This is a genomic window from Herbaspirillum robiniae, from assembly GCF_002213415.1.
Taxonomy (GTDB): Bacteria; Pseudomonadota; Gammaproteobacteria; order Burkholderiales; family Burkholderiaceae_D; genus Herbaspirillum; species Herbaspirillum robiniae.
On record NZ_NJGU01000001.1, the window covers coordinates 667,678 to 689,350 of the forward strand.

Below are 21,673 nucleotides of genomic sequence, written 5' to 3' on the forward strand. Positions count from 1 at the left end.
AACTAGATCCAAAGCCCTTATCAGGCCTTGACTTGCGACTTGGCGTAATCGATCGCCTGTTGCACGGTGGTGATCTTTTCGGCTTGTTCGTCGGGGATTTCCATTTCGAACTCATCTTCCAGGGCCATCACCAGCTCGACGGTGTCCAGCGAGTCGGCGCCCAGGTCGTCAACGAACGACGATTCGTTCTTGATGTCGGCTTCGGCGACGCCCAGTTGCTCAGCGACGATCTTCTTAACGCGTTGTTCGATATCGGACATATTGTTCCTCCAGAGGATAGACAGGTTACAAAAGTGCGCGCATTTTAGCAGGTTTGCGCGCGGAAAATTTACTTTTAACTATTCTTGGCAAGATTGCGCCAAGTCCAGCATAACTTCAAACAAAATACGCCAAAAGGGCCTAAATCAAGGCCTTGACGCATTGTCATCCCATGTACATGCCGCCGTTCACATTCAGCGTGCTGCCGGTGATGTAGCCCGCCTGCGGCGAGGCCAGGAAGGCCACCGCAGCGGCGATCTCCTCGGCGGCTCCCAGGCGACCCAGCGGGATCTGCTGCAGGATGGCGGCGGACTGCTGCTCGTTCAGGGCCTTGGTCATGTCGGTGTCGATGAAGCCCGGCGCCACGCAGTTCACGGTGATGTTGCGGCTGCCGATCTCGCGCGCCAGCGCGCGGCTCATGCCGGCCACGCCGGCCTTGGCGGCGGCGTAGTTCATCTGACCCGGGTTGCCGGCCTCGCCCACCACCGAGGTGATGTTGATGATGCGGCCGTGGCGCGCCTTCATCATGCCGCGCAGCACTGCGCGCGCGAGGCGGCCGACCGCGGTCAGGTTGGTGGCGATGACGGCATCCCACTCCTCGTCCTTCATGCGCATGGCCAGCTGGTCTTGCGTGATGCCGGCGTTGTTGACCAGGATCGACAGCGAACCGAAGTCCTTCTGCACCAGCTCGACCACCGCGCCGCAGGCGGCGGCATCGTTGACGTTGAGCACCACGCCGCGGCCGGCATCCGGCTGCAGCGCGTTCAGGTATTCGGTGATGGCGGCGGCGCCGGCTTCCGAGGTGGCGGTGCCCACCACCTTGGCGCCCTGCTTGACCAGCTCGACCGCGATGGCGCGGCCGATGCCGCGCGATGCGCCGGTGACCAGCGCGACTTGTCCTTGCAGATTTGCACTCACTTGAGCAGCTCCAATACTTTGTCCAGGGATTCCTGATCGACGATGGCCTCGCCGATCAGCTCGCCGTTGATGCGCTTGGTCAGACCGGTCAGCACCTTGCCCGGACCGCATTCGATCACATGGGTGATGCCCTCGGCGCCCATCTTCTGCACCGTCTCGACCCAGCGCACGGCGCTGGCGGCCTGGCGCACCAGGGCGTCCTTGATGGCGGCCGGATCGTTGACCACGGCCACATCGACGTTGTTGATCAGCGGGATCTGCGGCGCGGCGAAGGCCACGTCCGCCAGATAGCCCTGCAGGCGGTCGGACGCCGGCTTGAGCAGCGAAGAGTGGAACGGCGCCGACACCGGCAGCGGCAGCGCGCGCTTGGCGCCACGGGCCTTGGCAGCCTCGCAGGCGCGCTGCACGGCATCCTTGTGGCCGGCGATCACGACCTGCGCGGGCGCGTTGAAGTTGACGGCCTCGACCACCTGGCCCTGCGCGGATTCGGCACAGGCGGCGCGCACGTCATCGTCGGACAGACCGAGGATGGCGGCCATGCCGCCCTGCCCGACCGGCACGGCTTCCTGCATGGCCTGCGCGCGGAAGCGCACCAGCGGCACGGCATCCTTGAACTGGATCACGCCGGCGGCGACCAGCGCGGAGTATTCGCCCAGGCTGTGGCCGGCCACCAGCGCCGGCGCCTTGCCGCCTGCGGCCAGCCAGGCGCGATAGAACGCCACGGCGGCCGTCAGCATGACCGGCTGGGTGTTGGTGGTCAGGTCCAGGTCTTCCTTGGGGCCTTCGGCAATCAGCTTGCCCAGATCGAACTGCAGCGCGTCGGACGCTTCGGCGACGGTCTGGCGGACGACTTCATTGCCGGCGAAACCGTTGAGCATCCCGATCGCCTGGGAACCCTGGCCCGGAAAAACAAAAGCAAATTTTGTCATGCTTGGATTTGATTGAGGTTGGATGAAAAGAATCGAAACGCCACCGGCATCTCAGGCCGCCACAAGGCGGCCGCCGGCGGCGCTCCAGCCTTGATTACATACGGGCGAGCACCGCGCCCCAGGTGAAGCCGCCGCCCACGCCTTCCATCATGACGGTGTGGCCCGGCTTGACGCGACCGTCGCGTACAGCCTGGTCCAGCGCCAGCGGAATCGAGGCGGCCGAGGTATTGCCATGTTCGCCCACGGTGACCACCATCTTTTCCAGCGGCAGGCCCAGCTTCTTGGCGGTGCCCTGCATGATGCGGATGTTGGCCTGGTGCGGGATCAGCCAGTCGATTTCGGAAGCGTCCACCTTGGCTGCTTCCAGCGCCTCGCGCGCGACCTTGTCCAGCACCGAGACGGCCAGCTTGAACACCGCCGGGCCGTCCATGTAGAGATACGCGCTGCCGGCCACCGCGCCGTTGTCGACGCTGCCCGGCACGCACAGGATGTGGCCGTGGCTGCCGTCGGCGTGCAGCTTGCTGGCCAGCACGCCCGGTTCGCTCGAAGCGCTCATGACGACCGCGCCGGCGCCGTCGCCGAACAGCACGCAGGTGGTGCGATCCTTGAAGTCGAGGATGCGCGAGAACACTTCGGCGCCGATCACCAGCACGTTCTTGTGTGCGCCCGACTTGATGAAGCTGTCGGCCACCGACATCGCATAGACGAAGCCGCTGCAGACCGCCTGTACATCCATCGCGGGCGAGCCGTTGGTGATGCCCAGCTTGCGCTGCACCACGCAGGCCGTGCTGGGGAAACCGCCCAGATGGTCCGGCGTGGAAGTGGCCAGGATGATCAGGTCGATGTCATTGGGCTGCATACCCGCCGCCTCCAGCGCACGCTGCGAGGCCGCCAGCGCGAGATCGCTGGAGAGCTGGGTAGGCTCTGCGTAGTGGCGCGCGGAAATGCCGCTGCGCGTGACGATCCACTCGTCCGAAGTCTCGACGCCCTGCCTGGCCAGCTGCTCCGCCAGCTCATTGTTGGTCACGCGCTTGGTGGGCAGGTAGCTGCCGGTACCGACGATTTTGCTATAGGTGGTCATTCCGTCTTCTTCTGTAGGTTCGGTTATTGCAGCGGGGCGGGCGCAGCCGGCTCCTCGGCCGCAGCGGCCGCCTCGGCCATGCGCCCCTGTCCCCGGGGCATCAGTTCGGCCATGCTTGCGCCGATGCGCGCGAGCACGTCATATTTGGCGGCATCATACGCGCGGCGGATCGCCCATTCAAACGCATAGACGTCGGCGCCGCCGTGGCTCTTGAACACCAGGCCCTTCAGGCCCAGCAGACTGGCGCCATTGTAACGGGAAGGATTGAGGCGGCGCGACAGCGCCTTGATGGCGCCATAGGCGATCAGCGCGCCCAGCTTGTTGACGATGCCCTTCTTGAACTCGGTGGTCAGCACGCCCTTGACGAAGCGCCCCAGGCCTTCCGACGCCTTCAGCGTCACGTTGCCGACGAAACCGTCGCACACCACGAGGTCGGTGGTGCCCTCGAAGATATCGTTGCCCTCCACGTTGCCGTAGAAGTTGAGGATACCCTTCTCATGGTCGGCGCGCAGCAGGACCGCGGTTTCCTTGACCAGCTCGTTGCCCTTGATGTCTTCCTCGCCCACGTTGAGCAGGCCGATGGTGGGCTTGGCCTTGCCTTCCATCACGGAAACCAGGGCCGAGCCCATCAATGCAAATTGATGTAAATGCTGGGGTTCGCAGTCGACGTTGGCGCCCAGGTCGAGCATGTAGGTGGGGCCGTCCTTCTGGTTGGGCAGGATGGTGCAGATGGCCGGGCGATCCACGCCCGGCAGCGTCTTGAGCACATAGCGCGACACCGCCATCAGCGCGCCGGTATTGCCGGCCGACACGGCGGCATGGGCCTGGCCGTCCTTGACCAGGGTCACGGCCACGCGCATGGACGAATCCTTCTTGCGACGCAGCGCCACCTCGATGGGGTCTTCCATCGTCACGACTTCAGAGGCGTTCCGGATGCTGACGCGGGACTCGCCGGCCAGTTTGTATTTTTTCAGCAGCGGCTGCAGGACGCTTTCCTGGCCAACCAGGATCAGCTCCGCATCGGATTCACGACGAAGGAAAGAGGCAGCGGCCGGCAGCGTGACTGACGGGCCGTGATCGCCACCCATGCAGTCGATTGAAATTTTGATGGTCATCGATTTGATTCAGAGCCTTGCCAGCCCACATTATGAGGCAGTTTGGACACCACTCAAAGTGACGCGATCAAACGCGGGCGCTGTTGACGCGCCGGCAAGCAGGCAGGCCAGCCCGCGGATACGAATCGCGCGGACATAAAAAAGCGGCGCAAAATGAACCTCCTGAAACGGAAGCTCATTGCGCCGCTTTTCTCCAAAAACAGCAAGCTCAATAAATGAGATTACTCGTCGTTCTTGGTCTTCAGCACTTTGCGACCACGGTAGAAACCGTTCGGGCTGATGTGGTGACGCAGGTGGGTTTCACCGGTCGTCGGCTCGACAGCCAGCGGGGGTGCAGTCAGAAAGTCGTGTGCACGATGCATACCGCGCTTCGACGGGGTCTTTTTGTTCTGTTGAACGGCCATGATTACTCCTAAACCTTAAGATTGAAAATTTTAACACACCGGATCCAGGTTTCCGACAATCCCGTGTGCCGCTGCCCGGCGCTTGCCAGACATCCCCAAACAATTACTGCTTCAACTTCTTCAGCACCTCAAACGGGGAAGCCCGTTCAGCACCTTTGGCCTCGGCCGCCACACCATTCTCGGGACACGCTTGGTGCTTGGGCGCCACCGGCAGAGCCAGCAACGCTTCGTCCTCGATCAGGTTGATCACGTCGAAAGCCGCCGAACCGACGATGACATCGATCTCGTCATCATCCAGCAGCTCCTCGACCGCATCGGCCTGCGCCTCATCTTTTGCCAATACCAGCAGCGACTTCGAATCAATCTCGAAATTCAATGCCGTCAGGCAACGCTGACAGATCAGATTAACTGCACCCGACACTGCCAGACTAAGTTGAGCATGCCCCAGCTTGTCGAAATCGCCGGACAGAATCCACGAAATCGTGCCGGAACGGTCAACCGTCTCTTGCGCCAGACGACCTAATTCAGCAACCGGAATCTCACCCTGGGCCTGCTGTTTCTGCCTGCAGAATTCGAACGCGTCGATCACAAATGCATTCATATCCAAAGCTACAATCCGGAAAACCTGCGATAATAACAGAAAAATTCCTTACCAGTCAAAGCGTTAGCGCGGCTTCCCTGATTTTTTTGTCGAACTGTCGCCGCGCCGCATCTTTTGCCTCGACCAGGCGCCGAAATCCCGCCTCTCCAGCCCTTCCGCACACCGCCGCCATGCCGCAAAACGCCCCCGACATCCCGCGCCTCATCCTCGGATCCAGCTCCGCCTACCGCAAAGAGCTGCTGGGCCGCCTCGGCCTGCCCTTCGAGACCATGACGCCGGACATCGACGAAACGCCGCAACCCGGGGAAACGCCGGACGCCACCGCCCTGCGACTGGCCCGCGAGAAGGCCGCCGCGGTCGCCGCCAGGGCCGGTGCGGCGTTGGTGATCGGCTCCGACCAGGTGGCCACGCTGGATGGCGAACAGATCGGCAAACCCGGCAACCACGACAATGCCCTGAAGCAGCTGCAGAAGATGCGCGGCCGGGAAGTCGTCTTCCACACCGCGCTATGCCTGTGGGACGGTCGCCAGGAAAATGCTGCGGCAGCCGCGCAGATCCGCAACGTGCAGACGCTGGTGCGCTTTCGCGACCTGCCCGACGCCGAGCTGGACGCCTACCTGCGCATCGAGCAACCCTACGACTGCGCCGGCAGCGCCAAGAACGAAGGCCTGGGCATTGCCATCCTGCAAAGCATACATAGCGACGACCCCACTGCCCTCACCGGCCTGCCGCTGATCGCGCTGACCGACATGCTGCGCAATGCGGGCGTGCGTTTCTTCGGCCTGCGCAACGCGTAAACCGCGTCATTAATTAATAAGCGCGTGATCAGTAGTTGCGGCGCGGATAGCCCTGCGCCAGGATGCGCTGCCAGACCACCTCGCGCTCCTCGGCATTCATGAAGACCCATTGCGCCACCTCATCGACGGTGCGGCCGCAGCCGCGACAGACGTCATCGAACGTGGTGGAGCAGACGGCCACGCAAGGCGTATCGGGCCGCTCGGGCAAAGACTGGAAGGGAGGCGTTTGGGGCATTGAGAATTCTGAAACCTGAAACAAGGCGCATCGAAGGCGCGCCGCAGCCTCCATCTTACCAAGAAGCATCGTGCTGCCGCCCGTTGTCGACGATATCGGCCGGCGGCCATCCGAAAAAGGCAAAAAAAAGCCCGCGAACCAATTGGCTGCGGGCTTGAATCCAATTTCTTAAGGAGGAGATTGGAGGAGACAGGTGCAACTATAGCGATGCGCCACTGCCGAGTCTGCTTTATTGTGGCAATAGCAGATATTCACCCCAACCATAACTTGCGCCGGACAAGGCTCCCGGGGCAGAACTTCGCCGCATCAACGATGCGCCGGCCACAGGCCCCAGCCTTATGCCGCCGGCGCTTCCGGCACGGCAGTCACCGGTTTGGGCGGGTTGCCGCCCTTGCGCTCGCAGGCCGCCAACGCCAGCACCAGTGAAACGGCTACCCCCAGGGCAAGCATCCTCATCGCGACCTCCTTCTCCTCGCAGTGGAACGACGGCCGGCATCCGGCGCCGGCCAGCTCTCGCCAGAATCGTCCTGCCCGCCGCACCTGTCAAGCCGCGCTGCGCAACCCCGCTGCAGGCAGGCTGCGCGCGGCGGCCAGGTTCTTCTCGTAGAGCGCGGCGATCATGTCCGATTGCGTCAGCATGCCGGCCAGCTTGCCGTCGGCGTCGACCACCGGAATCTGGTGCAAGCCATCGGCCATGCGCGGCACCAGCTCCAGCACCGGCGTATCCACGCCGGCCGACACCACCGGCCGGCTCATGATCTGCCCCACCACCTCGGGCTTGTCCGAATGCGAAAACGGCACGCGATGCAACAGCGTGCGCAGCTGCGCCGCCAGGCCCGTGTGCACTTCGACGCCGGCGTGCTCCAGGAAGTCGGTGCGGCTGACGATGCCGATCACGTGACGCGCCCGGTCCAGCACCGGCAAGGCACGCAGGCGATGCGCCTGCAGCAGGCGCCAGGCCTCGTCCAGGCTGGTGGCGAACTCCACCGCCACGACGTCGCGCGACATCACATCCTGGCAGCGCGTCTCGCCGAAGCGCCGGTGATAGGCGCGCATTTCCGTCTGCAGGAAGATTTCCTCGAGGTCGTCGCGGCCGATGTCGATCACCTGGTTGTAGTTCTTGAGCACCGCATCCAGGTCTTCGTGCGAAAAGCCCAGGCGGCTGATCGGCAATTCATCGCGGGTCTGGTGCGGATGCGGGGCGGCGCTTTGCTGGGCGTGCGGATAGCGGCGCCCGGTGGCATTGTTGAAGAACAGCGCGGCCAGCAGCAGCAACACGGAGTTCAACAGCACCGGCGCCAGCACGAAGGCATAACCCATGTCGTGCACCACCGGCCCGCCCAGCACCGCCGTCAGCGCCACCGCCCCGCTGGGCGGATGGATGCAGCGCGCCAGGAACATCGCGCCGATGGCCAGCGAAATGGCCACCGCCGCCGCCAGCGCCGGCTCCTGGATCAATTTGGCGCAGCTCACGCCGATCAGCGCCGAGCACAGGTTGCCGCCGATGATGGACCAGGGCTGGGCCAGCGGGCTGGCCGGTACCGCGAACAGCAGCACGGCCGAGGCACCCATGGGAGCGATCAGCCAGATGGTGGCGGCCTCGCGCGGCAGGATGGCGTAGCTGGCCAGGCCCGCCAGCAGGATGCCGAACAGGCTGCCGGCGCAGGAGCGCATGCGCTCGAAGCGGTCGACATTGCTGCGCGGCGGAACGAAACTTTTGAACCACAGCAAGATAGAATCGGACATATCCGTTTTTCGTGACTTCGACAATTCATTGGACGGCGGCCGCACATCCCTGCGGCCAGACCGCAATTACATCACAAGATGATATATATGTCCCGACCCGCCGCTGCCGCGGTACCGCTTGATGGCATCCGAACAACCCCGGTCCTGCCGCACGCCGCCGGCCGCGCCTCATGAAGAACACCTCCCGCCTGCAAAAGGACGACTTCGAGGCGCTCTCGGAATTCCGCTACCAGTTGCGCCGCTTCCTGCGATTTTCGGAAGACGCCGCCCAGAGCGAGGGCCTCACGCCGCTGCAATACCTGCTGATGCTGCACATCAAGGGCTTTCCCGACCGCGACTGGGCCAGCATCAGTGAACTGGCCGAGCGGCTGCAGTCGCAGCACCACGGCGTGGTGGCGCTGGTGACCCGCTGCGTGAAGGCTGGCCTGGTCACCCGCACCCCGGACGACCGCGACAAGCGCCTGGTGCAGGTACGCCTGACCGAGCTGGGCGAGCAGTATCTGCATCGGCTGGCGCAGATGCACCGCAACGAGCTTCAATCGCTGTCGGGCGTGTTCCAGGTCTCGCACATTTCGGCCTTCAACGACCGCGACTGAGGGCGCCGGGCGCGGCCTGCGGTTTTCCGCAACTGCCGCGGCCCCGCCCTCCTGCTATGCTTGCCAACCAGGCCAGCCGAGAAAACCGTCCATGAAAAGAAAACCAGAGACAAGCAGCACCGCCCAGGCGCGCGCGATCACCAAGGAAGACGTCGCCCGCGCCGCCGGCGTATCGCACATCACGGTCTCGCGCGTGATCAACACGCCGGAAAAGGTCTCGCCGGAAACCCGGGCCAAGGTCGAATCCTTCATCGCCAGCATGGGCTACATCCCCAACCTGCTGGCCGGCGGCCTGGCGTCGCGGCGCACCCGCATCGTCGCCGCCATCGTCCCCACCATCAGCCACTCGATCTTCGCCGAGACCGTGCGCGGCCTGTCTGAGGAGCTGAGCCGGCACGGCTACCAGCTGCTGCTGGGCCAGACCGGCTATTCGGAAGACGCCGAGACCGCGCTGGTGGAAGCCTTCATCGGCCGTCGCGTGGACGGCCTGGTGCTGACCGGGGTGCAGCACACCGCGCGCACGCGCCAGCGCCTGAAGGCGGCCGGCATCCCGGTGGTGGAGACCTGGGACCTGACCAAGCGCCCGATCGACATGCTGGCCGGCTTCGACAACCACGACGCCGGGCGCGCCATGGGCGACTACCTGTACGGCAAGGGTTATCGCCGCATGGCCTTCGTCGGCGGCGAGGATCCGCGCGGCATGGCGCGCTTTGCCGGCATGCGCGAGGCGCTGCTGGCGCACGGCGCGGCCGAGCCGGTGCACCTCAAGGTGCCGATGGGATCGTTCCTGCACGCCGGGCGCGAATCGGTGGCCAGGCTGCTGGATCACCATGCCGAGGTCGACGCCGCCTTCTTCAGCAATGACGTCATCGCCGCCGGGGCCGCGATGGAATGCGCGCGGCGCGGCGTGGCCGTGCCCGGACGCATCGCCCTGGCCGGATTCGCCAACCTCGAGATCGCGCCCGAAGTCCTGCCGGCGCTGACCACGGTGCAGATCAGCGCGCACCAGATCGGCCTGACCGCGGCCGACATGCTGCTGGCGCGTTTCAGCGGCCGCGCCGTGGAGCAGCCGGTATGCGACCTCGGCTACTCCATCCTCGAGCGCGAAAGCACCTGAAGCGCATCCGCGGCAAATCTGCAGCGCATGAAGCGCAGCGCAACGAAAAAGGCCGGCAGCGATGCCGGCCTTTTTTCTTTTATGCGGCGCTGGCTACTCGTCCTCCTCGTAGACGATGCCGCGCGTCTCCGGCGCCAGCAGCAACGCCACCAGCGCGACCGCGCCCATGAAGACGATATAGGCGACGATCGGGTAATAGCTGCCGCCGTAGTAGGCCAGAAGCCCCGTGGCGATCACCGGCGCCATGCCGCCGGTGATGACCGAAGACAGCTCGCGCGCGGTGCAGATGCCGCTCATGCGCATGCGCGGCGGGAACAGCTCGGCGAAGAAAGCCGCCTGCACCGAAAACATCGGATACAGCCCGAACACGATCAGCAGGATGAAGGCGCCAATGATCATCGGCGTCTCGCGCGTCTCCAGCATCCAGAAGAACGGCAAGGCACCCAGTATCATCACCAGGATGCCGAGGATATAGACCGGTCGCCGGCCTACCCGGTCCGATAGCGCTCCCCAGAACGGATTGAGCAAGGCGCCGATGCCCGCCGCGATCAGCACCGCCGTCAGGCCCACGCTGGCCGGCACCTTCAGCTGCGTGGTCAGGTAGGACAGCGCCCACACCTGGAAGATGTAGCCGGCGGTGTTCTCCGAAAAGCGCGCGCCGATGGCGATCAGCAAGCTGCGCTTCTGCTCCTGCCACACCGCCTTGACGGGCGCCTTGGCCACCGCGTTGCGCGCCTTCATCTTCTCGAAGGTGGGCGACTCCTGCACGAACAGGCGGATGTAGATGCCCACGGCCAGGCCGATGGCCGAGAGCAGGAAGGGAATGCGCCAGCCGTAGCTCATGAAGTCGGCCTCCGGCATCATGCGCACCAGCGCGAAGGCGCCAGCCGACAACACCACGCCCAGCGCCACCCCGACGCCCGGCCAGCTGGCGTAGTAGCCGCGCTTGCCGGCCGGCGCGTATTCGGCCGACATGGTCACCGCGCCGCCGAACTCGGCGCCGGCGGCAAAGCCCTGCACCAGCCGCAGCAAGGTCAGCAGGATGGGGGCGGCGATGCCGATGCTGCCATAGGTCGGCAGCACGCCGATCAGGGTGGTCGACAGGCCCATCATCAGCAGCGTCACCACCAGCACGTTCTTGCGCCCGATCTTGTCGCCCAGGTGGCCGAACACGAAGCCGCCCAATGGGCGCACCACGAAGCCCAGCGCATACGAGCCGAACGCGGCCAGCGTCCCCATCATCGGATCGAGCTTGGTGAAGAACAGCACGTTGAAGACGATCGCCGCCGCCGTGCCGTAGAGGAAGAAGTCATACCATTCCAGCGCCGTGCCGATGACCGACGAGCGCAGCGCCATCCTGCGCGCGCGGATTTCCGCGTCGTCCAGCGCCTCCGCCTGCGAAGGCGCCTGCCCGGCCTGCGGACGGCCGTGGTCTACCCGGTGGCCCCGGGTGCCTGCGATTGTATTCATGTGTCTCTCTCCTGTTGTATGGCGGACCCGTGCGGCGCACGCAGGCGCCGGCCGGCTGTGTTTTTATGTGTCCGGCAATGGCCTCGCCTTCCTTCGATTGGACTTTCCGACTGCCTGCTGCTCCTTCCTGCCTTGCGTTGTTGCTGCTTGATGAATCCGTATCCCAAAGCGACTTAAGCCCGCTTGCGCACCTCGGTCACAGGGGCGGCCGAGAACTCGTGGGCGCAGCGCTGCCACAGCTCGCGCGCCATGCGCATCATCTGTTGCGCCTCGATCCAGCGGTCCGACAGCTCGTAGCCGTCGGCCCCGGTCATCGCATATTCGGGCGGGCCGAGTTCGCACAGGAAGCTCAGCGCCGCGTCCTCGCCGGCGCGCGCCATCCAGGTTTTGAAGCCGTACTCCCACCAGCCCATGAACAGGTCCACCCATTTGCGGTTCTGCGGGAAATCCAGCTGCAGCTGGATCTGCTCGCGGCTGGCCACGCGGCCGTGGAAGCCCCAGGCGTTGTCGATGATCCGCCGCATCAGCGCATGGTTGGTCTCGTCGATCGGCCAGGCGAACTCGCGCCCCACCACGTAGTGCGACAGGTCGGCCGTCAGCTTCAGCGCGGGAAAGCGGTCCAGCAGGTGCAGCGTGAAGAACAGGTCGGTGGTCATGCGGTCGCGGTGCGTCTCGATGTGCAGCGCGATGCCGGCATCGTCGGCCAGGCGCTGCCAGCCTTCGATGTAGGGAATGCATTCGCGCAGCGTGTAGGGACGCACGTCGGCCTGCAGGTTGATGTGGTCGGCGCCCAGGTCCTGCACGTGCTCGATGATGGGCTTGAGGTCGTCGACGCTTTGCGGATAGCACTGCGCCTGCCAGGTCATGCCGTGCTCGCGCAGGAACCCGGTGACGGCGCGGGCATATTGGTAGTCGAAGAAGCGCACGCCGGCGCCGTCGAAGCCGGCGTCGCGGATCATCGCCAGCTTCTGCTCCAGCGTCCACTCCTGCCCGTCGGGACGGCGGCGCTCCATGGCCCACAGCGACTGGTACACGCGAAACGTTTGCATGGGGGTTCGCCTCTGCAAGATGTTCGTCGCCCGCCCGCAGGCGCCGGTTCGGCGCGCATGCGGCGGGATCGTGCCGGGACCGTGGCGGCCCCGAAAGGAAAGGTTCGGATCAGGTGCTGGCCGCCTGCTGCGGCACCTCCACCTGGTCGAAGAAGCGCTTGCCGCTGGCCGACTGGTTCTCGTAGATCGAGCCCTGGTTCAGCGCGGGCGGCAGCGGCATGCGCACCGGCGTGTCGCGAAAGCGCGGCACGATGGTCGGCCCGCCTTGCAGCAGCCGACTGTTGAAGTCCTCGAAGTCAGGCACGCCCATCAGCGGAAAGGCGTCGGCCGCGCAGACCTCGTAGAGCAGGAAGTTGCGCGACATGGTCGAGCGGTTCTGCGCCGAGCCGTGTATCGCGCGCACATGGTGGAAAGACACCGAGCCGGCGCGGCCGACGATGGGCACGGCGCGCTCCAGGCCCAGCCCCGGCGCATTGGGATCGAGCGCGCCGCAGAACCGGCCGTCGGCATCGTGGTGGTCGTAGGTCGGCCCCTTGTGCGAGCCCGGCACCACCAACATGGCGCCGTTTTCCAGCGAGGTATCGTCCAGCATCACGCCCACGGCCAGGATGTCATCGTTGGTGGCGGGATAGAACGCCCAGTCCTGGTGCCATTCCACCGGCGAGCCGAAGCGCGGCGACTTCAGGTTGAGCTTGGAGTTCTGCAGGCGCAACGCAGGCCCCAGCAAGGCCTCCAGCACCTCCAGCACCGGCTTGGAACGGATGAACTCCTCGAACACCGGATGATTCCGGTGCGGCTGCTTGATGCGGCGCAGGCGCGGCTCGTCGGCGCTATGGCCCCGCTCCAGGTCGAACACGTCGGTATGACTGCTGACCTTGCGCGACTGCTCCACCCACTGCGCCAACGCGTCCTTCATGCGCTGGCGCATCAGGTCGTTGAGCAATTCCGGCACCACCAGCCAGCCCTCTTCCCGGTACTGCGCTACCTGTTGCTGCGTGATCATGACTGTCTCCTTTCATGTGCGGCGCCGCTTCGCGCCGGCGGCGCGGGACACCTTGGAATTGCGCCCTTGCGGGGCCATCGGCGAACGCCAAGGCAGCACGAAGCCGTGGCCGTCAAGTGCCGTTTCGCCCGGTTTCAAAATCAATGTTCGCGCGAACATAATAGGACGCAAAAAAACCGGAGTCAACTCCGGTTTTCAACTATCGCCACAATCGATGCGCGCCTGCCCGGTGGATCAGGCGCTGGTCGCCACCCGGTTGCGCCCCTGCTCCTTGGCGACGTAAAGCGCGGTGTCGGCCAGCTTGATCAACTGCTCCAGGCCGCGGCCGTCGACCAGCGCAGCCACGCCGAAGCTGGCGCTGATGCGGATATGCTGGCCGCCGTCGATCTCGAAGTCCTTGTGCGCCAGCGCGGCGCGCAGCTTCTCGGCCACCGCCTGCGCCTGCGCCAGGTCGGACTCCGGCAACAGCACGATGAACTCCTCGCCGCCATAGCGCGCCAGCACATCGACCTTGCGCAGCAGCTGCGAGGCCGTCTGCGCCACGCCGCGCAGGATGGCGTCGCCTGAAAGGTGGCCGTAGCTGTCGTTGATGCGCTTGAAGTAATCGATGTCGAACAACACCACCGACAAGTCGCGCTCGTAGCGCTGGGCCACCGCCATCTGCTGCTCGCCGTAGGAGAAGAACGCCCGGCGGTTCAACAGCCCGGTCAGGAAGTCGGTATTGGAGGAAGTCTGCAGCTGGGTGATCAGCGCCTCGCGCTCCTTGGCCAGGCTGTTGCGCTCGAGGATGCGCTCCTTGAGCACGCGCAGCGCGCGCATCATGCCGCCGATCTCGTCGTCGTACTTGCCCTTGGGGATTTCCTGGTCGAGCTTGCCGTCCACCAGCCCCACCACCAGGTCGGTGGCGCTCACCAGCGGCCGCACCACGCGCTTGCGGATCATGTACATCAGCAGCTGGAAGAACAGGCAGGCGATGATGGTCAGCCCGATCACCGACGCCAGGAAATTGCGCGCCTGCACGTTGCGCTGCTCGGCGCGCACCATCATGTCGTCCAGCAGCAGGTCGCGCAGGTCGAGGATGGACTTCATCTGCGGCACATAGCGCGCGGCCAGCTCGGCCGGGGTGATGCCGTAGTCGCCCGACTTCAGGCCGACCTGCAGCAGGTAGTCGAGGAACTGGAAGCCGTTGTCGAAGTACTGCTTGTCCATCTCGTCGATGGCGCGCGCGAACTCGGGACGCTTGCTGTACGACGCCAGCTGCGCGCTCACCAGCGAACGCAGCAGCTCGATGCGGCCATAGAGGCGGCCGATCTCGATGACCTCGTCGGAATTGAGCTTGCGGTGGATGATCAGCGGCGCGGTGAAGCGCGAGCCGATCTGGCCGGCGTATTCACGCAGGCTGGCGGCGGCGCGCACGCCGGCCAGGCCGTCGCGCAGGTCGGGGTCGGACTGGTCGACGATGCTGGCCAGCTCGGCCGTCAGGCGCACCATGACCGGAATCATGTCGACCATGCCGTTGACCGCCGACACCACATACAGCGTGGTGCGCTGATCTTCAGGCTGCAGCCCGATGCGGTCGACCGCGGCGCGCGCCGGCCCCAGGGCCTGCTGCACCGTGCGCAGGCGGTCGAACATCGGAGATTGGCGCAGCGTCGGGTCTTTTTCCAGCGCATCGCGCAGTTGGTCCATGGCGGCGTCGCTGGTGACGCGGGCCGCCTTGAGCTGCTGGTAGAGCGCGTCGCGCTCGCCCGGCCGCGAGCCCATATAGGCATTGGCCGGCCCCCGCTCGGCGGAGAGCTTTTCCATCGCGACCAGGCCGAGGCGGAAATTCCTCAGCGCAGGCACGCTGTTGGCGCCGTTCTGGTAGATGCTCCACTCGATCCATACCAGCGAAATCGCCAACGCCAGAAACAACATCAGCAGCGCGATGGAAATCAGCCGGAACAGACGATTCAAGGACATTTCTTTGGCCCGCTTCGAAGGCTTACGATTTTTTACGAATATAACAAGGCCGGTGAACCGGCGGCACAACATCGTCAGCGGGGATGAAAATAAACCACAGCCAATCCCGCAAGGCGGGAAGCCGGTTTGGGGGTCGCACCCGGATCCGGATACGGCAAAGGCAGTCGGCCCCGCAATCCCCTCCCCTTGAGAATGCGATGCCGCTGTATTTGATTTGTCGTCGACGCCGGCGGCATGCCTGATACTTCGCTGTGCATTCCGGCGGACATAAAAATAAGGCCCTGAAAAATTCAGAGCCTTATTCTTGCCACTACTTTTTTTGAGCTAACTGGCGGAGAGGGTGGGATTCGAACCCACGGTACGCTCACACGTACGCCTGATTTCGAGTCAGGTACATTCGACCACTCTGCCACCTCTCCGGTCAACTCGGTCGATTTACTGCGTGGTGCAGCAAAGACAGCGACTATAGCAGAAGATTTCTGAATAGGGAATATCTCTCGAAAAATTATTTTCCCGACATGCCCCTTCGACATGCATTTCCTATCATTTATCGCCGGCTTCTCCCGCTCTGCGGGACGGCGAATGATCCAAAACAATGCAGCCTGTTCTTTTCATGAAAAAACGTACGCCAAAGCCGTTCTTATCATCATCTTGTCATAAATGACTTCTAGCATCCGTAAATTATTTTCCGTTCTTTGGAACCATTCATACCGGATTCTGCCAAATGGCGCCCCTATCCAACGCCCCCTTCCCGCTCGGCGCCGAAGCAGCCGAACTGATCGCCCGCGCAGCCGGCGGCGCACAGCCGCCGGCCGCGGATCCGATGTTGTCGCTGCTGCATGAAATCATCGCCCAGCGCAAGCTGACCGCCCTGTTCCAACCCATCGTGCGCATGCGCAATGGCGAGATCCTCGGCTACGAAGGCCTGATCCGCGGTCCGTCCAATACGCCGCTGCATTCGCCGCTGGCGCTGTTCAAGGTGGCGCGCGCGCACAACCTGTCGGTGCAGATGGAATACCTGTGCCGCCACATCGTGCTCACGCGCTTCGCCCAGCTCGGCCTGCCCGGCAACCTGTTCCTGAACGTGACGCCGGGCGCGCTGATGCAGCCCGAGGCGATCCAGGGCGAGACCCTGCGCTATCTTGAGAATCTGGGCGTCAACCCCCAGCGCATCATCATCGAGCTGACCGAGAACGAACCGACCTACGACTACGCCCTGCTGCGCAATGCCGCCATGCATTACCGCGACATGGGCTTCCAGATCGCCATCGACGACCTCGGCGAAGGCTTCTCCAGCCTGCGCCTCTGGTCCGAGCTGCAGCCGGAGTACGTCAAGATCGACATGCACTTCGTGCAGGGCATCAACCACGACCCGATGAAGCTGCAGTTCGTGCGCTCCATCCAGGAGATCGCCGAGAAGTCCGGCTCCATCGTCATCGCCGAAGGCATCGAATCGCAGGCCGAACTGCTGACCATCCGCGACCTCGGCATCGCCTGCGGCCAGGGCTACCACATCTGCCGCCCGCAGTCGGAGCCGCCGGCCCTGATCCCGGAAGACGTCACCAAGACCCTGCGCCGCGACAAGGTGCCGCTGGCCGCCAGCAAGTACGGCCCGGGCAAGCGCAACGCCACCGTCTTCAAGCTGCTGCGCGAGACCCAATATGTCAGCCCCGAGGTCACCAACGACGCGGTCTACGACATGTTCGTCAACGATCCGCAGCTGCAGGCGCTGCCGGTGGTCAGCAACGGCCTGCCGATCGGCCTGATCAACCGCTACAGCATGGTGGAGCGCTTCGCCCGCCTGTACGGCCGCGAGCTGTACGGCAAGAAGTCCTGCGCCTTCTTCATGGATCCCAACCCCATCCTGACCGAGCAGGACACCAGCCTGCAGGATCTCTCCAACCTGCTGGTGCAGGCCGAGTCGCACCATCTGTCCAACGGCTTCATCATCACCGACCGCGGGCAGTACATGGGCCTGGGCACCGGCCACGACCTGCTGCGCGAGATCACGCAGATGCAGATCGACGCCGCCCGCCACGCCAATCCCCTGACCCAGCTGCCGGGCAACGTGCCCATCAACGACCACATCGAATACCTGCTGCAAAGCGGCGTGGAGTTCTGCATCTGCTACTGCGACCTGGACCATTTCAAGCCCTTCAACGACGTCTACGGCTACCGCAAGGGCGACGACATGATCCAGCTGACCGGCCGCATCCTGCAGCAGGGCTGCGACCCCAACCTGGACTTCATCGGCCACATCGGCGGCGACGACTTCCTGATCATGTTCCAGAGCGAGGACTGGGAACGGCGCTGCCGCATCATGCTGGAGAATTTCGACGCCGAGGCCGGCGCCTTCTTCTATGACGAAGACCGCGAGCGCGGCGGCTACCACTCCGAAGACCGCCAGGGCAACCGCGTGCTGCATCCGCTGGTGTCGATCTCGCTGGGCGCGGTCAAGATCGAGCCGTCGCAATACTCTTCGCCGCACCAGATCGCCTCGGCCGCCACCCGCGCCAAGAAACAGGCCAAGAAGACGCAAGGCAGCAGCCTGTTCATCGAGCGCCGCATCCCGGTGGCCTTCTCGTGGGCGCTGAAGGACGGCTAGCCTCGCCGCCTGCGAAAACGTTTTCGCGACAACACCTCCGGCGCCTCAAAGAAAAACGGCCGACCCATGACAGGTCGGCCGTTTTCATTGCGCGCTCGTCGCAGCAGTTCAGGCGCCCGGCGCCAGCCTGGTGATGCCGCCCATGTATGGCTGCAGCACTTCCGGGATATCGACGCTGCCGTCGGCCTGCTGGTAGTTCTCCAGCACCGCCACCAGCGTACGGCCCACCGCCAGGCCCGAGCCGTTCAGGGTGTGCAGCAGCTCCGGCTTGCCCTGGGCATTGCGGAAGCGGGCCTGCATGCGGCGCGCCTGGAAGGCTTCGCAGTTGGACACCGACGAGATCTCGCGGTAGGTGTTCTGCGCCGGCAGCCAGACTTCGATGTCGTAGGTCTTGGCCGCGCCGAAGCCCATGTCGCCGGTGCACAGCGTGATCACGCGGTACGGCAGGCCGAGCTTCTTCAGGATGGCCTCGGCGTGGCCCAGCATCTCGTCCAGCGCCTCATACGACTTTTCCGGATGCACGATCTGCACCATCTCGACCTTGTCGAACTGGTGCTGGCGGATCATGCCGCGGGTGTCGCGGCCGTAGGAGCCGGCCTCCGAACGGAAGCACGGCGAATGCGCGGTGAACTTCAGCGGCAGCGCGTCGCCGGCGACGATCTCGTCGCGCACGAAGTTGGTCAGCGGCACCTCGGCGGTCGGGATCAGGTACAGCGCGGCGTTTTCGGCCTCGCCTTCCTGGCCGCCCTTCTTCACGGCGAACAGGTCTTCCTCGAACTTGGGCAGCTGGCCGGTGCCGCGCAGCGAATCGGCGTTGACGATGTACGGGGTGTAGCACTCGGTATAGCCGTGCTCGCCGGTGTGGGTGTTGAGCATGAACTGCGCCAGCGCGCGGTGCAGGCGGGCCATGCCGCCCTTCAACGCCGAGAAGCGCGAACCGGTCAGTTTGGTGGCGGTATCGAAGTCCAGTCCCAGCGGGGCGCCGACGTCGACGTGGTCCTTCACCTCGAAATCGAAGGCGCGCGGCGCGCCGACCTTGCGCACTTCCACGTTGCCGGACTCGTCGTTGCCCACCGGCACCGACTCGTGCGGCAGGTTGGGCACGGCCTGCAGGAAGGCGTTCATCTGCGCCTGCACTTCGTCCAGGCGCGCGGCCGACGCCTTGAGCTCGTCGCCGATGCCGTTGACCTCGGCCATCACGGCCGATGCGTCCTCGCCTTTGCCCTTGAGCATGCCGATCTGCTTGGACAGGCTGTTGCGCTTGCCCTGCAGTTCTTCGGTACGGGTCTGGATCTGCTTGCGCTCAGCCTCGAGCGCGTTGAAGCCGGCCACATCGAGCACGAACTTGCGGGCCGCCAAGCGGGCCGCGACGTTGTCGATGTCTTTACGGAGAAGTTGGATGTCGATCATGGAAACAAGGAAACAATAGAAATTGACGCTGAAAGTATGCTTTAGACCGCGATTGTACCAAGCCGCGCGCGGTTGCCGGAGGTTCGCGAGCGCTTTGCGGGCAACAATTTGGCCCCTGCGCCGCCGGGACGGGTTACCATTCCGCCAATTTCCCGCAACCCTAGCCATTGCCGCCATGTCCGACCGACCAGACGCCGACGCGTCCCCCAAGTCCCCCCTGCTGCTTTCCCTGCTCGGCCTGGCCGCCTCCTTCGCGCTGGCCATCTGGGCCGGCACGCATTACATGACCAACGATGCCAGCCTGTTCTACGGCCTGGTGGCGGGCCTGTCCTTCGGCGCCGCGTTCGCCTTCGGCCAGCAGATCAAGAACCGTTTCGTGCCGCCGAAACAGCGCAAGACCGACTGGAAGGTCAACGCCCCCGGCGCGGCCGAGCTGAGCCCGGCCAAGCTGGCCGCCCAGGCCGCGCGCAAGATCAGCGTGGAGTTCGACCAGGAAGAGATCCGCACCATGGTCCGGGGCGCCAAGCGCGAAGGCATCGCCTGGAACACGGTCGACGACGTCACCATCCGCATCAGCGAAGGTCCGCTGCCGCAACCGGAGTGGATCATCGCCGGCAAGACCGACGACGCCATCAAGGGCGTGCTGGTGCCCAACGACGCCGAAGGCCTGGATGCGCTGCAGGATGCGATGAAAGAACGGCTGCCCGGCTTCGACAACGACAAGACCTACGAAACCGTGATCGCCGCCATGGCGGCCATGGAAGGCAGCTTCCACGTCTGGAGCAGGAAACCGGCGTAACGTGCCGCCCTCAGGCTGCGGCCCGGCCCAACTTCCGGCCGCAGTCCAGCAGCCATTTCATCAAGAGGATGTTCAGCGCCACGTAAAGGATGACCGTGGCCGCCAACGTTGCCAGAAGAATGAAGATGTTCATTGTTCCCCCTCGGTAACGGATCAAACGAAAGCATGTCGCGCCATCGACGCACGCCCCCTCCGGCGCGATCCCCTGGCGAGCGGAGGGTGAGAATGCCATCCGCCCTCCCCGGCAAAGCTCACTTCATGTTCTTGCGCGCCTCACGATCCAGCTCGCGCAGGTGCGCCAGCTTGTCGCCGATCTTGGCTTCCAGCCCGCGCGGCACCGGCTGGTACCAGTTGGGCTCGCGGATGCCGTCCGGCAGGTAGGTCTCGCCGGCGGCGTAGGCCTCCGGCTCGTCGTGGGCGTAGCGGTAGAGCTTGCCGTAGCCCAGTTCCTTCATCAGTTTGGTCGGCGCATTGCGCAGGTGCTCCGGCACCGGGCGCGACTTGTCCTTGGCGACGAAGGCGCGCGCCTGGTTGTAGGCCATGTAGCCGGCGTTGCTCTTGGCCGCCACGGCCAGGTAGATCACCGCCTGCGCCAGCGCCAGTTCGCCCTCGGGCGAGCCCAGGCGCTCATAGGTGTTGGCGGCGTCGTTGGCGATCGTCATGGCGCGCGGGTCGGCCAGGCCGATGTCCTCCCATGCCATGCGCACGATGCGGCGCGCCAGATAGCGCGGGTCGGTGCCGCCATCGAGCATGCGCGTGAGCCAGTACAGCGCGCCGTCCGGATTGGAGCCGCGCACCGACTTGTGCAGCGCCGAGATCTGGTCGTAGAAGGCGTCGCCGCCCTTGTCGAAGCGGCGCAGCGCGTCGCCCAGGCATTCGGCCAGCACGTCACTGTTGACGATGTCGAGTCCCTTGGCCTGCGCCGAGCGGGCGACGATTTCCAGGTTGTTCAGGAGCTTGCGGCCGTCGCCGTCGGCGCTGGCCACCAGCATTTCCCTGGCCTCGGGCTGGAACTGCAGGCCGTCGAGTTCCTCGTGGCAGGCGCGGTCTATCATGGCGCCGAGGTCGTCTTCGGTCAGCGACTTGAGCACATACACCGCGGCGCGCGAAAGCAGCGCGCTGTTGACCTCGAAGGACGGGTTCTCGGTGGTGGCGCCGATGAAGGTGAACAGGCCACTCTCCACGTGCGGCAGGAAGGCGTCCTGCTGGCTCTTGTTGAAGCGGTGCACCTCGTCGACGAAGAGGATGGTGCGGCGCCCGGAATTGGCGCGGATCAGCTGGGCCCGCTCGACCGCCTCGCGGATGTCCTTCACGCCCGAGAGCACCGCCGACAGGGCGATGAATTCGGCATTGAAGGAGTCCGCCATCAGCCGCGCCAGCGTGGTCTTGCCCACGCCCGGCGGGCCCCACAGGATCATGGAGTGCGGCTCGCCGGACTCGAAGGCCACGCGCAGCGGCTTGCCCGGCCCCAGCACGTGCTGCTGGCCGATGACGTCGTCGAAGGATTGCGGCCGCATGCGTTCGGCCAGGGGAATCAGGTTCATCTCGGGATCAGTTGGTGCCGGCGAATGCGCCGTC

The 21,673-nt window shown here is 64.8% G+C and carries 21 protein-coding genes and 1 tRNA gene; 5 read left to right on the plus strand and 17 right to left on the minus strand.

Going from position 1 to position 21,673, the window contains the following annotated elements; all coding sequences use genetic code 11:
• Nucleotides 1-20 precede the first annotated feature (20 nt).
• The 7 genes from acpP to CEJ42_RS02950 all read right to left on the minus strand — a co-directional run bounded on the left by acpP (nt 21) and on the right by CEJ42_RS02950 (nt 5,306).
• Entirely contained in the window at nt 21-260 is a 240-nt protein-coding gene (acpP, locus tag CEJ42_RS02920) for an acyl carrier protein (RefSeq protein ID WP_006463505.1), read from the minus strand.
• A 163-nt stretch (nt 261-423) separates the two neighbouring features.
• Nucleotides 424-1,176 (minus strand): 3-oxoacyl-ACP reductase FabG, encoded by a 753-nt coding sequence (fabG, locus tag CEJ42_RS02925; RefSeq protein WP_079215347.1) that lies wholly within the window; start codon nt 1,174-1,176, stop codon nt 424-426.
• On the minus strand, nt 1,173-2,105 hold the full coding sequence (fabD, locus tag CEJ42_RS02930) for an ACP S-malonyltransferase (protein ID WP_088749965.1): 933 nt from the start codon (nt 2,103-2,105) through the stop codon (nt 1,173-1,175). Before fabD ends, fabG begins: the two co-directional genes overlap by 4 nt.
• A gap of 94 nt (nt 2,106-2,199) precedes the next feature.
• A complete protein-coding gene (locus CEJ42_RS02935) occupies nt 2,200-3,186 on the minus strand; it encodes a beta-ketoacyl-ACP synthase III (RefSeq protein WP_079215349.1) in 987 nt (328 codons plus the stop codon).
• Between the two features lie 23 nt (nt 3,187-3,209).
• On the minus strand, nt 3,210-4,301 hold the full coding sequence (gene plsX / locus CEJ42_RS02940) for a phosphate acyltransferase PlsX (protein WP_088749966.1): 1,092 nt from the start codon (nt 4,299-4,301) through the stop codon (nt 3,210-3,212).
• Nucleotides 4,302-4,522: 221 nt separating this feature from the next.
• Nucleotides 4,523-4,705, minus strand: a complete 183-nt coding sequence (gene rpmF / locus CEJ42_RS02945) for a 50S ribosomal protein L32 (protein ID WP_006463510.1) — start codon at nt 4,703-4,705, stop codon at nt 4,523-4,525.
• Nucleotides 4,706-4,808: 103 nt separating this feature from the next.
• The gene (locus tag CEJ42_RS02950) at nt 4,809-5,306 is read right to left on the minus strand and encodes a YceD family protein (RefSeq protein ID WP_079215351.1); all 498 of its coding nucleotides are present in this window, start codon (nt 5,304-5,306) and stop codon (nt 4,809-4,811) included.
• A 170-nt stretch (nt 5,307-5,476) separates the two neighbouring features.
• Here CEJ42_RS02950 and CEJ42_RS02955 point away from each other — a divergent pair, with 170 nt between their 5' ends.
• Complete coding sequence (locus CEJ42_RS02955) at nt 5,477-6,103, plus strand: Maf-like protein (protein WP_079215352.1); 627 nt, start codon at nt 5,477-5,479, stop codon at nt 6,101-6,103.
• A gap of 28 nt (nt 6,104-6,131) precedes the next feature.
• Here the strand turns inward: CEJ42_RS02955 and CEJ42_RS02960 are convergent, their stop codons facing one another.
• Both CEJ42_RS02960 and CEJ42_RS02965 read right to left on the minus strand, forming a co-directional pair.
• A complete protein-coding gene (locus CEJ42_RS02960) occupies nt 6,132-6,338 on the minus strand; it encodes a DUF1289 domain-containing protein (RefSeq protein ID WP_088749967.1) in 207 nt (68 codons plus the stop codon).
• A gap of 543 nt (nt 6,339-6,881) precedes the next feature.
• On the minus strand, nt 6,882-8,084 hold the full coding sequence (locus CEJ42_RS02965) for an HPP family protein (protein ID WP_088749968.1): 1,203 nt from the start codon (nt 8,082-8,084) through the stop codon (nt 6,882-6,884).
• A 170-nt stretch (nt 8,085-8,254) separates the two neighbouring features.
• Here CEJ42_RS02965 and CEJ42_RS02970 point away from each other — a divergent pair, with 170 nt between their 5' ends.
• Complete coding sequence (locus CEJ42_RS02970; RefSeq protein WP_088749969.1) at nt 8,255-8,680, plus strand: MarR family winged helix-turn-helix transcriptional regulator; 426 nt, start codon at nt 8,255-8,257, stop codon at nt 8,678-8,680.
• A 91-nt stretch (nt 8,681-8,771) separates the two neighbouring features.
• The gene (locus CEJ42_RS02975; RefSeq protein ID WP_088749970.1) at nt 8,772-9,797 is read left to right on the plus strand and encodes a LacI family DNA-binding transcriptional regulator; all 1,026 of its coding nucleotides are present in this window, start codon (nt 8,772-8,774) and stop codon (nt 9,795-9,797) included.
• A gap of 93 nt (nt 9,798-9,890) precedes the next feature.
• Here CEJ42_RS02975 and CEJ42_RS02980 read toward each other — a convergent pair whose 3' ends face one another.
• The 5 genes from CEJ42_RS02980 to CEJ42_RS03000 form a co-directional block, all read right to left on the minus strand.
• The gene (locus tag CEJ42_RS02980) at nt 9,891-11,267 is read right to left on the minus strand and encodes an MFS transporter (protein WP_079215356.1); all 1,377 of its coding nucleotides are present in this window, start codon (nt 11,265-11,267) and stop codon (nt 9,891-9,893) included.
• 173 nt (nt 11,268-11,440) lie between these two features.
• The gene (locus CEJ42_RS02985; RefSeq protein WP_088749971.1) at nt 11,441-12,316 is read right to left on the minus strand and encodes a sugar phosphate isomerase/epimerase family protein; all 876 of its coding nucleotides are present in this window, start codon (nt 12,314-12,316) and stop codon (nt 11,441-11,443) included.
• 109 nt (nt 12,317-12,425) lie between these two features.
• Entirely contained in the window at nt 12,426-13,319 is an 894-nt protein-coding gene (locus CEJ42_RS02990) for a phytanoyl-CoA dioxygenase family protein (protein WP_088749972.1), read from the minus strand.
• Between the two features lie 234 nt (nt 13,320-13,553).
• Entirely contained in the window at nt 13,554-15,281 is a 1,728-nt protein-coding gene (locus CEJ42_RS02995; protein ID WP_088749973.1) for a diguanylate cyclase, read from the minus strand.
• A 329-nt stretch (nt 15,282-15,610) separates the two neighbouring features.
• A tRNA-Ser gene (locus CEJ42_RS03000) sits at nt 15,611-15,700 on the minus strand.
• A gap of 305 nt (nt 15,701-16,005) precedes the next feature.
• Here CEJ42_RS03000 and CEJ42_RS03005 point away from each other — a divergent pair.
• On the plus strand, nt 16,006-17,886 hold the full coding sequence (locus CEJ42_RS03005; protein ID WP_088749974.1) for a GGDEF domain-containing protein: 1,881 nt from the start codon (nt 16,006-16,008) through the stop codon (nt 17,884-17,886).
• 108 nt (nt 17,887-17,994) lie between these two features.
• Here the strand turns inward: CEJ42_RS03005 and serS are convergent, their stop codons facing one another.
• Entirely contained in the window at nt 17,995-19,296 is a 1,302-nt protein-coding gene (gene serS, locus CEJ42_RS03010; RefSeq protein ID WP_079215361.1) for a serine--tRNA ligase, read from the minus strand.
• 175 nt (nt 19,297-19,471) lie between these two features.
• On the opposite strand from serS, the gene CEJ42_RS03015 reads away from it, so the two are divergent.
• Nucleotides 19,472-20,095: an anaphase-promoting protein gene (locus CEJ42_RS03015; protein WP_088749975.1), complete on the plus strand. Its 624-nt coding sequence runs from the start codon at nt 19,472-19,474 to the stop codon at nt 20,093-20,095.
• Between the two features lie 10 nt (nt 20,096-20,105).
• Here CEJ42_RS03015 and CEJ42_RS25355 read toward each other — a convergent pair whose 3' ends face one another.
• Both CEJ42_RS25355 and CEJ42_RS03020 read right to left on the minus strand, forming a co-directional pair.
• On the minus strand, nt 20,106-20,228 hold the full coding sequence (locus CEJ42_RS25355) for a hypothetical protein (protein WP_276329105.1): 123 nt from the start codon (nt 20,226-20,228) through the stop codon (nt 20,106-20,108).
• Between the two features lie 118 nt (nt 20,229-20,346).
• On the minus strand, nt 20,347-21,639 hold the full coding sequence (locus CEJ42_RS03020) for a replication-associated recombination protein A (RefSeq protein WP_079215363.1): 1,293 nt from the start codon (nt 21,637-21,639) through the stop codon (nt 20,347-20,349).
• Nucleotides 21,640-21,673: the final 34 nt, after the last annotated feature.

What these genes read in the sequence shown, in the direction of transcription:
- CEJ42_RS02960 (WP_088749967.1), bottom strand. Translation starts at nt 6,338, where the DNA reads ATGCCCCAAACGCCTCCCTTCCAGTCTTTGCCCGAGCGGCCCGATACG.
- CEJ42_RS03005 (WP_088749974.1), top strand. Translation starts at nt 16,006, where the DNA reads ATGGCGCCCCTATCCAACGCCCCCTTCCCGCTCGGCGCCGAAGCAGCC.
- serS (WP_079215361.1), bottom strand. Translation starts at nt 19,296, where the DNA reads ATGATCGACATCCAACTTCTCCGTAAAGACATCGACAACGTCGCGGCC.
- CEJ42_RS02950 (WP_079215351.1), bottom strand. Translation starts at nt 5,306, where the DNA reads ATGAATGCATTTGTGATCGACGCGTTCGAATTCTGCAGGCAGAAACAG.
- CEJ42_RS02990 (WP_088749972.1), bottom strand. Translation starts at nt 13,319, where the DNA reads ATGATCACGCAGCAACAGGTAGCGCAGTACCGGGAAGAGGGCTGGCTG.
- plsX (WP_088749966.1), bottom strand. Translation starts at nt 4,301, where the DNA reads ATGACCATCAAAATTTCAATCGACTGCATGGGTGGCGATCACGGCCCG.
- CEJ42_RS02955 (WP_079215352.1), top strand. Translation starts at nt 5,477, where the DNA reads ATGCCGCAAAACGCCCCCGACATCCCGCGCCTCATCCTCGGATCCAGC.
- CEJ42_RS02965 (WP_088749968.1), bottom strand. Translation starts at nt 8,084, where the DNA reads ATGTCCGATTCTATCTTGCTGTGGTTCAAAAGTTTCGTTCCGCCGCGC.
- CEJ42_RS02970 (WP_088749969.1), top strand. Translation starts at nt 8,255, where the DNA reads ATGAAGAACACCTCCCGCCTGCAAAAGGACGACTTCGAGGCGCTCTCG.
- CEJ42_RS25355 (WP_276329105.1), bottom strand. Translation starts at nt 20,228, where the DNA reads ATGAACATCTTCATTCTTCTGGCAACGTTGGCGGCCACGGTCATCCTT.
- CEJ42_RS02985 (WP_088749971.1), bottom strand. Translation starts at nt 12,316, where the DNA reads ATGCAAACGTTTCGCGTGTACCAGTCGCTGTGGGCCATGGAGCGCCGC.
- CEJ42_RS03015 (WP_088749975.1), top strand. Translation starts at nt 19,472, where the DNA reads ATGTCCGACCGACCAGACGCCGACGCGTCCCCCAAGTCCCCCCTGCTG.
- CEJ42_RS02980 (WP_079215356.1), bottom strand. Translation starts at nt 11,267, where the DNA reads ATGAATACAATCGCAGGCACCCGGGGCCACCGGGTAGACCACGGCCGT.
- acpP (WP_006463505.1), bottom strand. Translation starts at nt 260, where the DNA reads ATGTCCGATATCGAACAACGCGTTAAGAAGATCGTCGCTGAGCAACTG.
- CEJ42_RS03020 (WP_079215363.1), bottom strand. Translation starts at nt 21,639, where the DNA reads ATGAACCTGATTCCCCTGGCCGAACGCATGCGGCCGCAATCCTTCGAC.
- CEJ42_RS02975 (WP_088749970.1), top strand. Translation starts at nt 8,772, where the DNA reads ATGAAAAGAAAACCAGAGACAAGCAGCACCGCCCAGGCGCGCGCGATC.
- CEJ42_RS02935 (WP_079215349.1), bottom strand. Translation starts at nt 3,186, where the DNA reads ATGACCACCTATAGCAAAATCGTCGGTACCGGCAGCTACCTGCCCACC.
- rpmF (WP_006463510.1), bottom strand. Translation starts at nt 4,705, where the DNA reads ATGGCCGTTCAACAGAACAAAAAGACCCCGTCGAAGCGCGGTATGCAT.
- fabD (WP_088749965.1), bottom strand. Translation starts at nt 2,105, where the DNA reads ATGACAAAATTTGCTTTTGTTTTTCCGGGCCAGGGTTCCCAGGCGATC.
- CEJ42_RS02995 (WP_088749973.1), bottom strand. Translation starts at nt 15,281, where the DNA reads ATGTCCTTGAATCGTCTGTTCCGGCTGATTTCCATCGCGCTGCTGATG.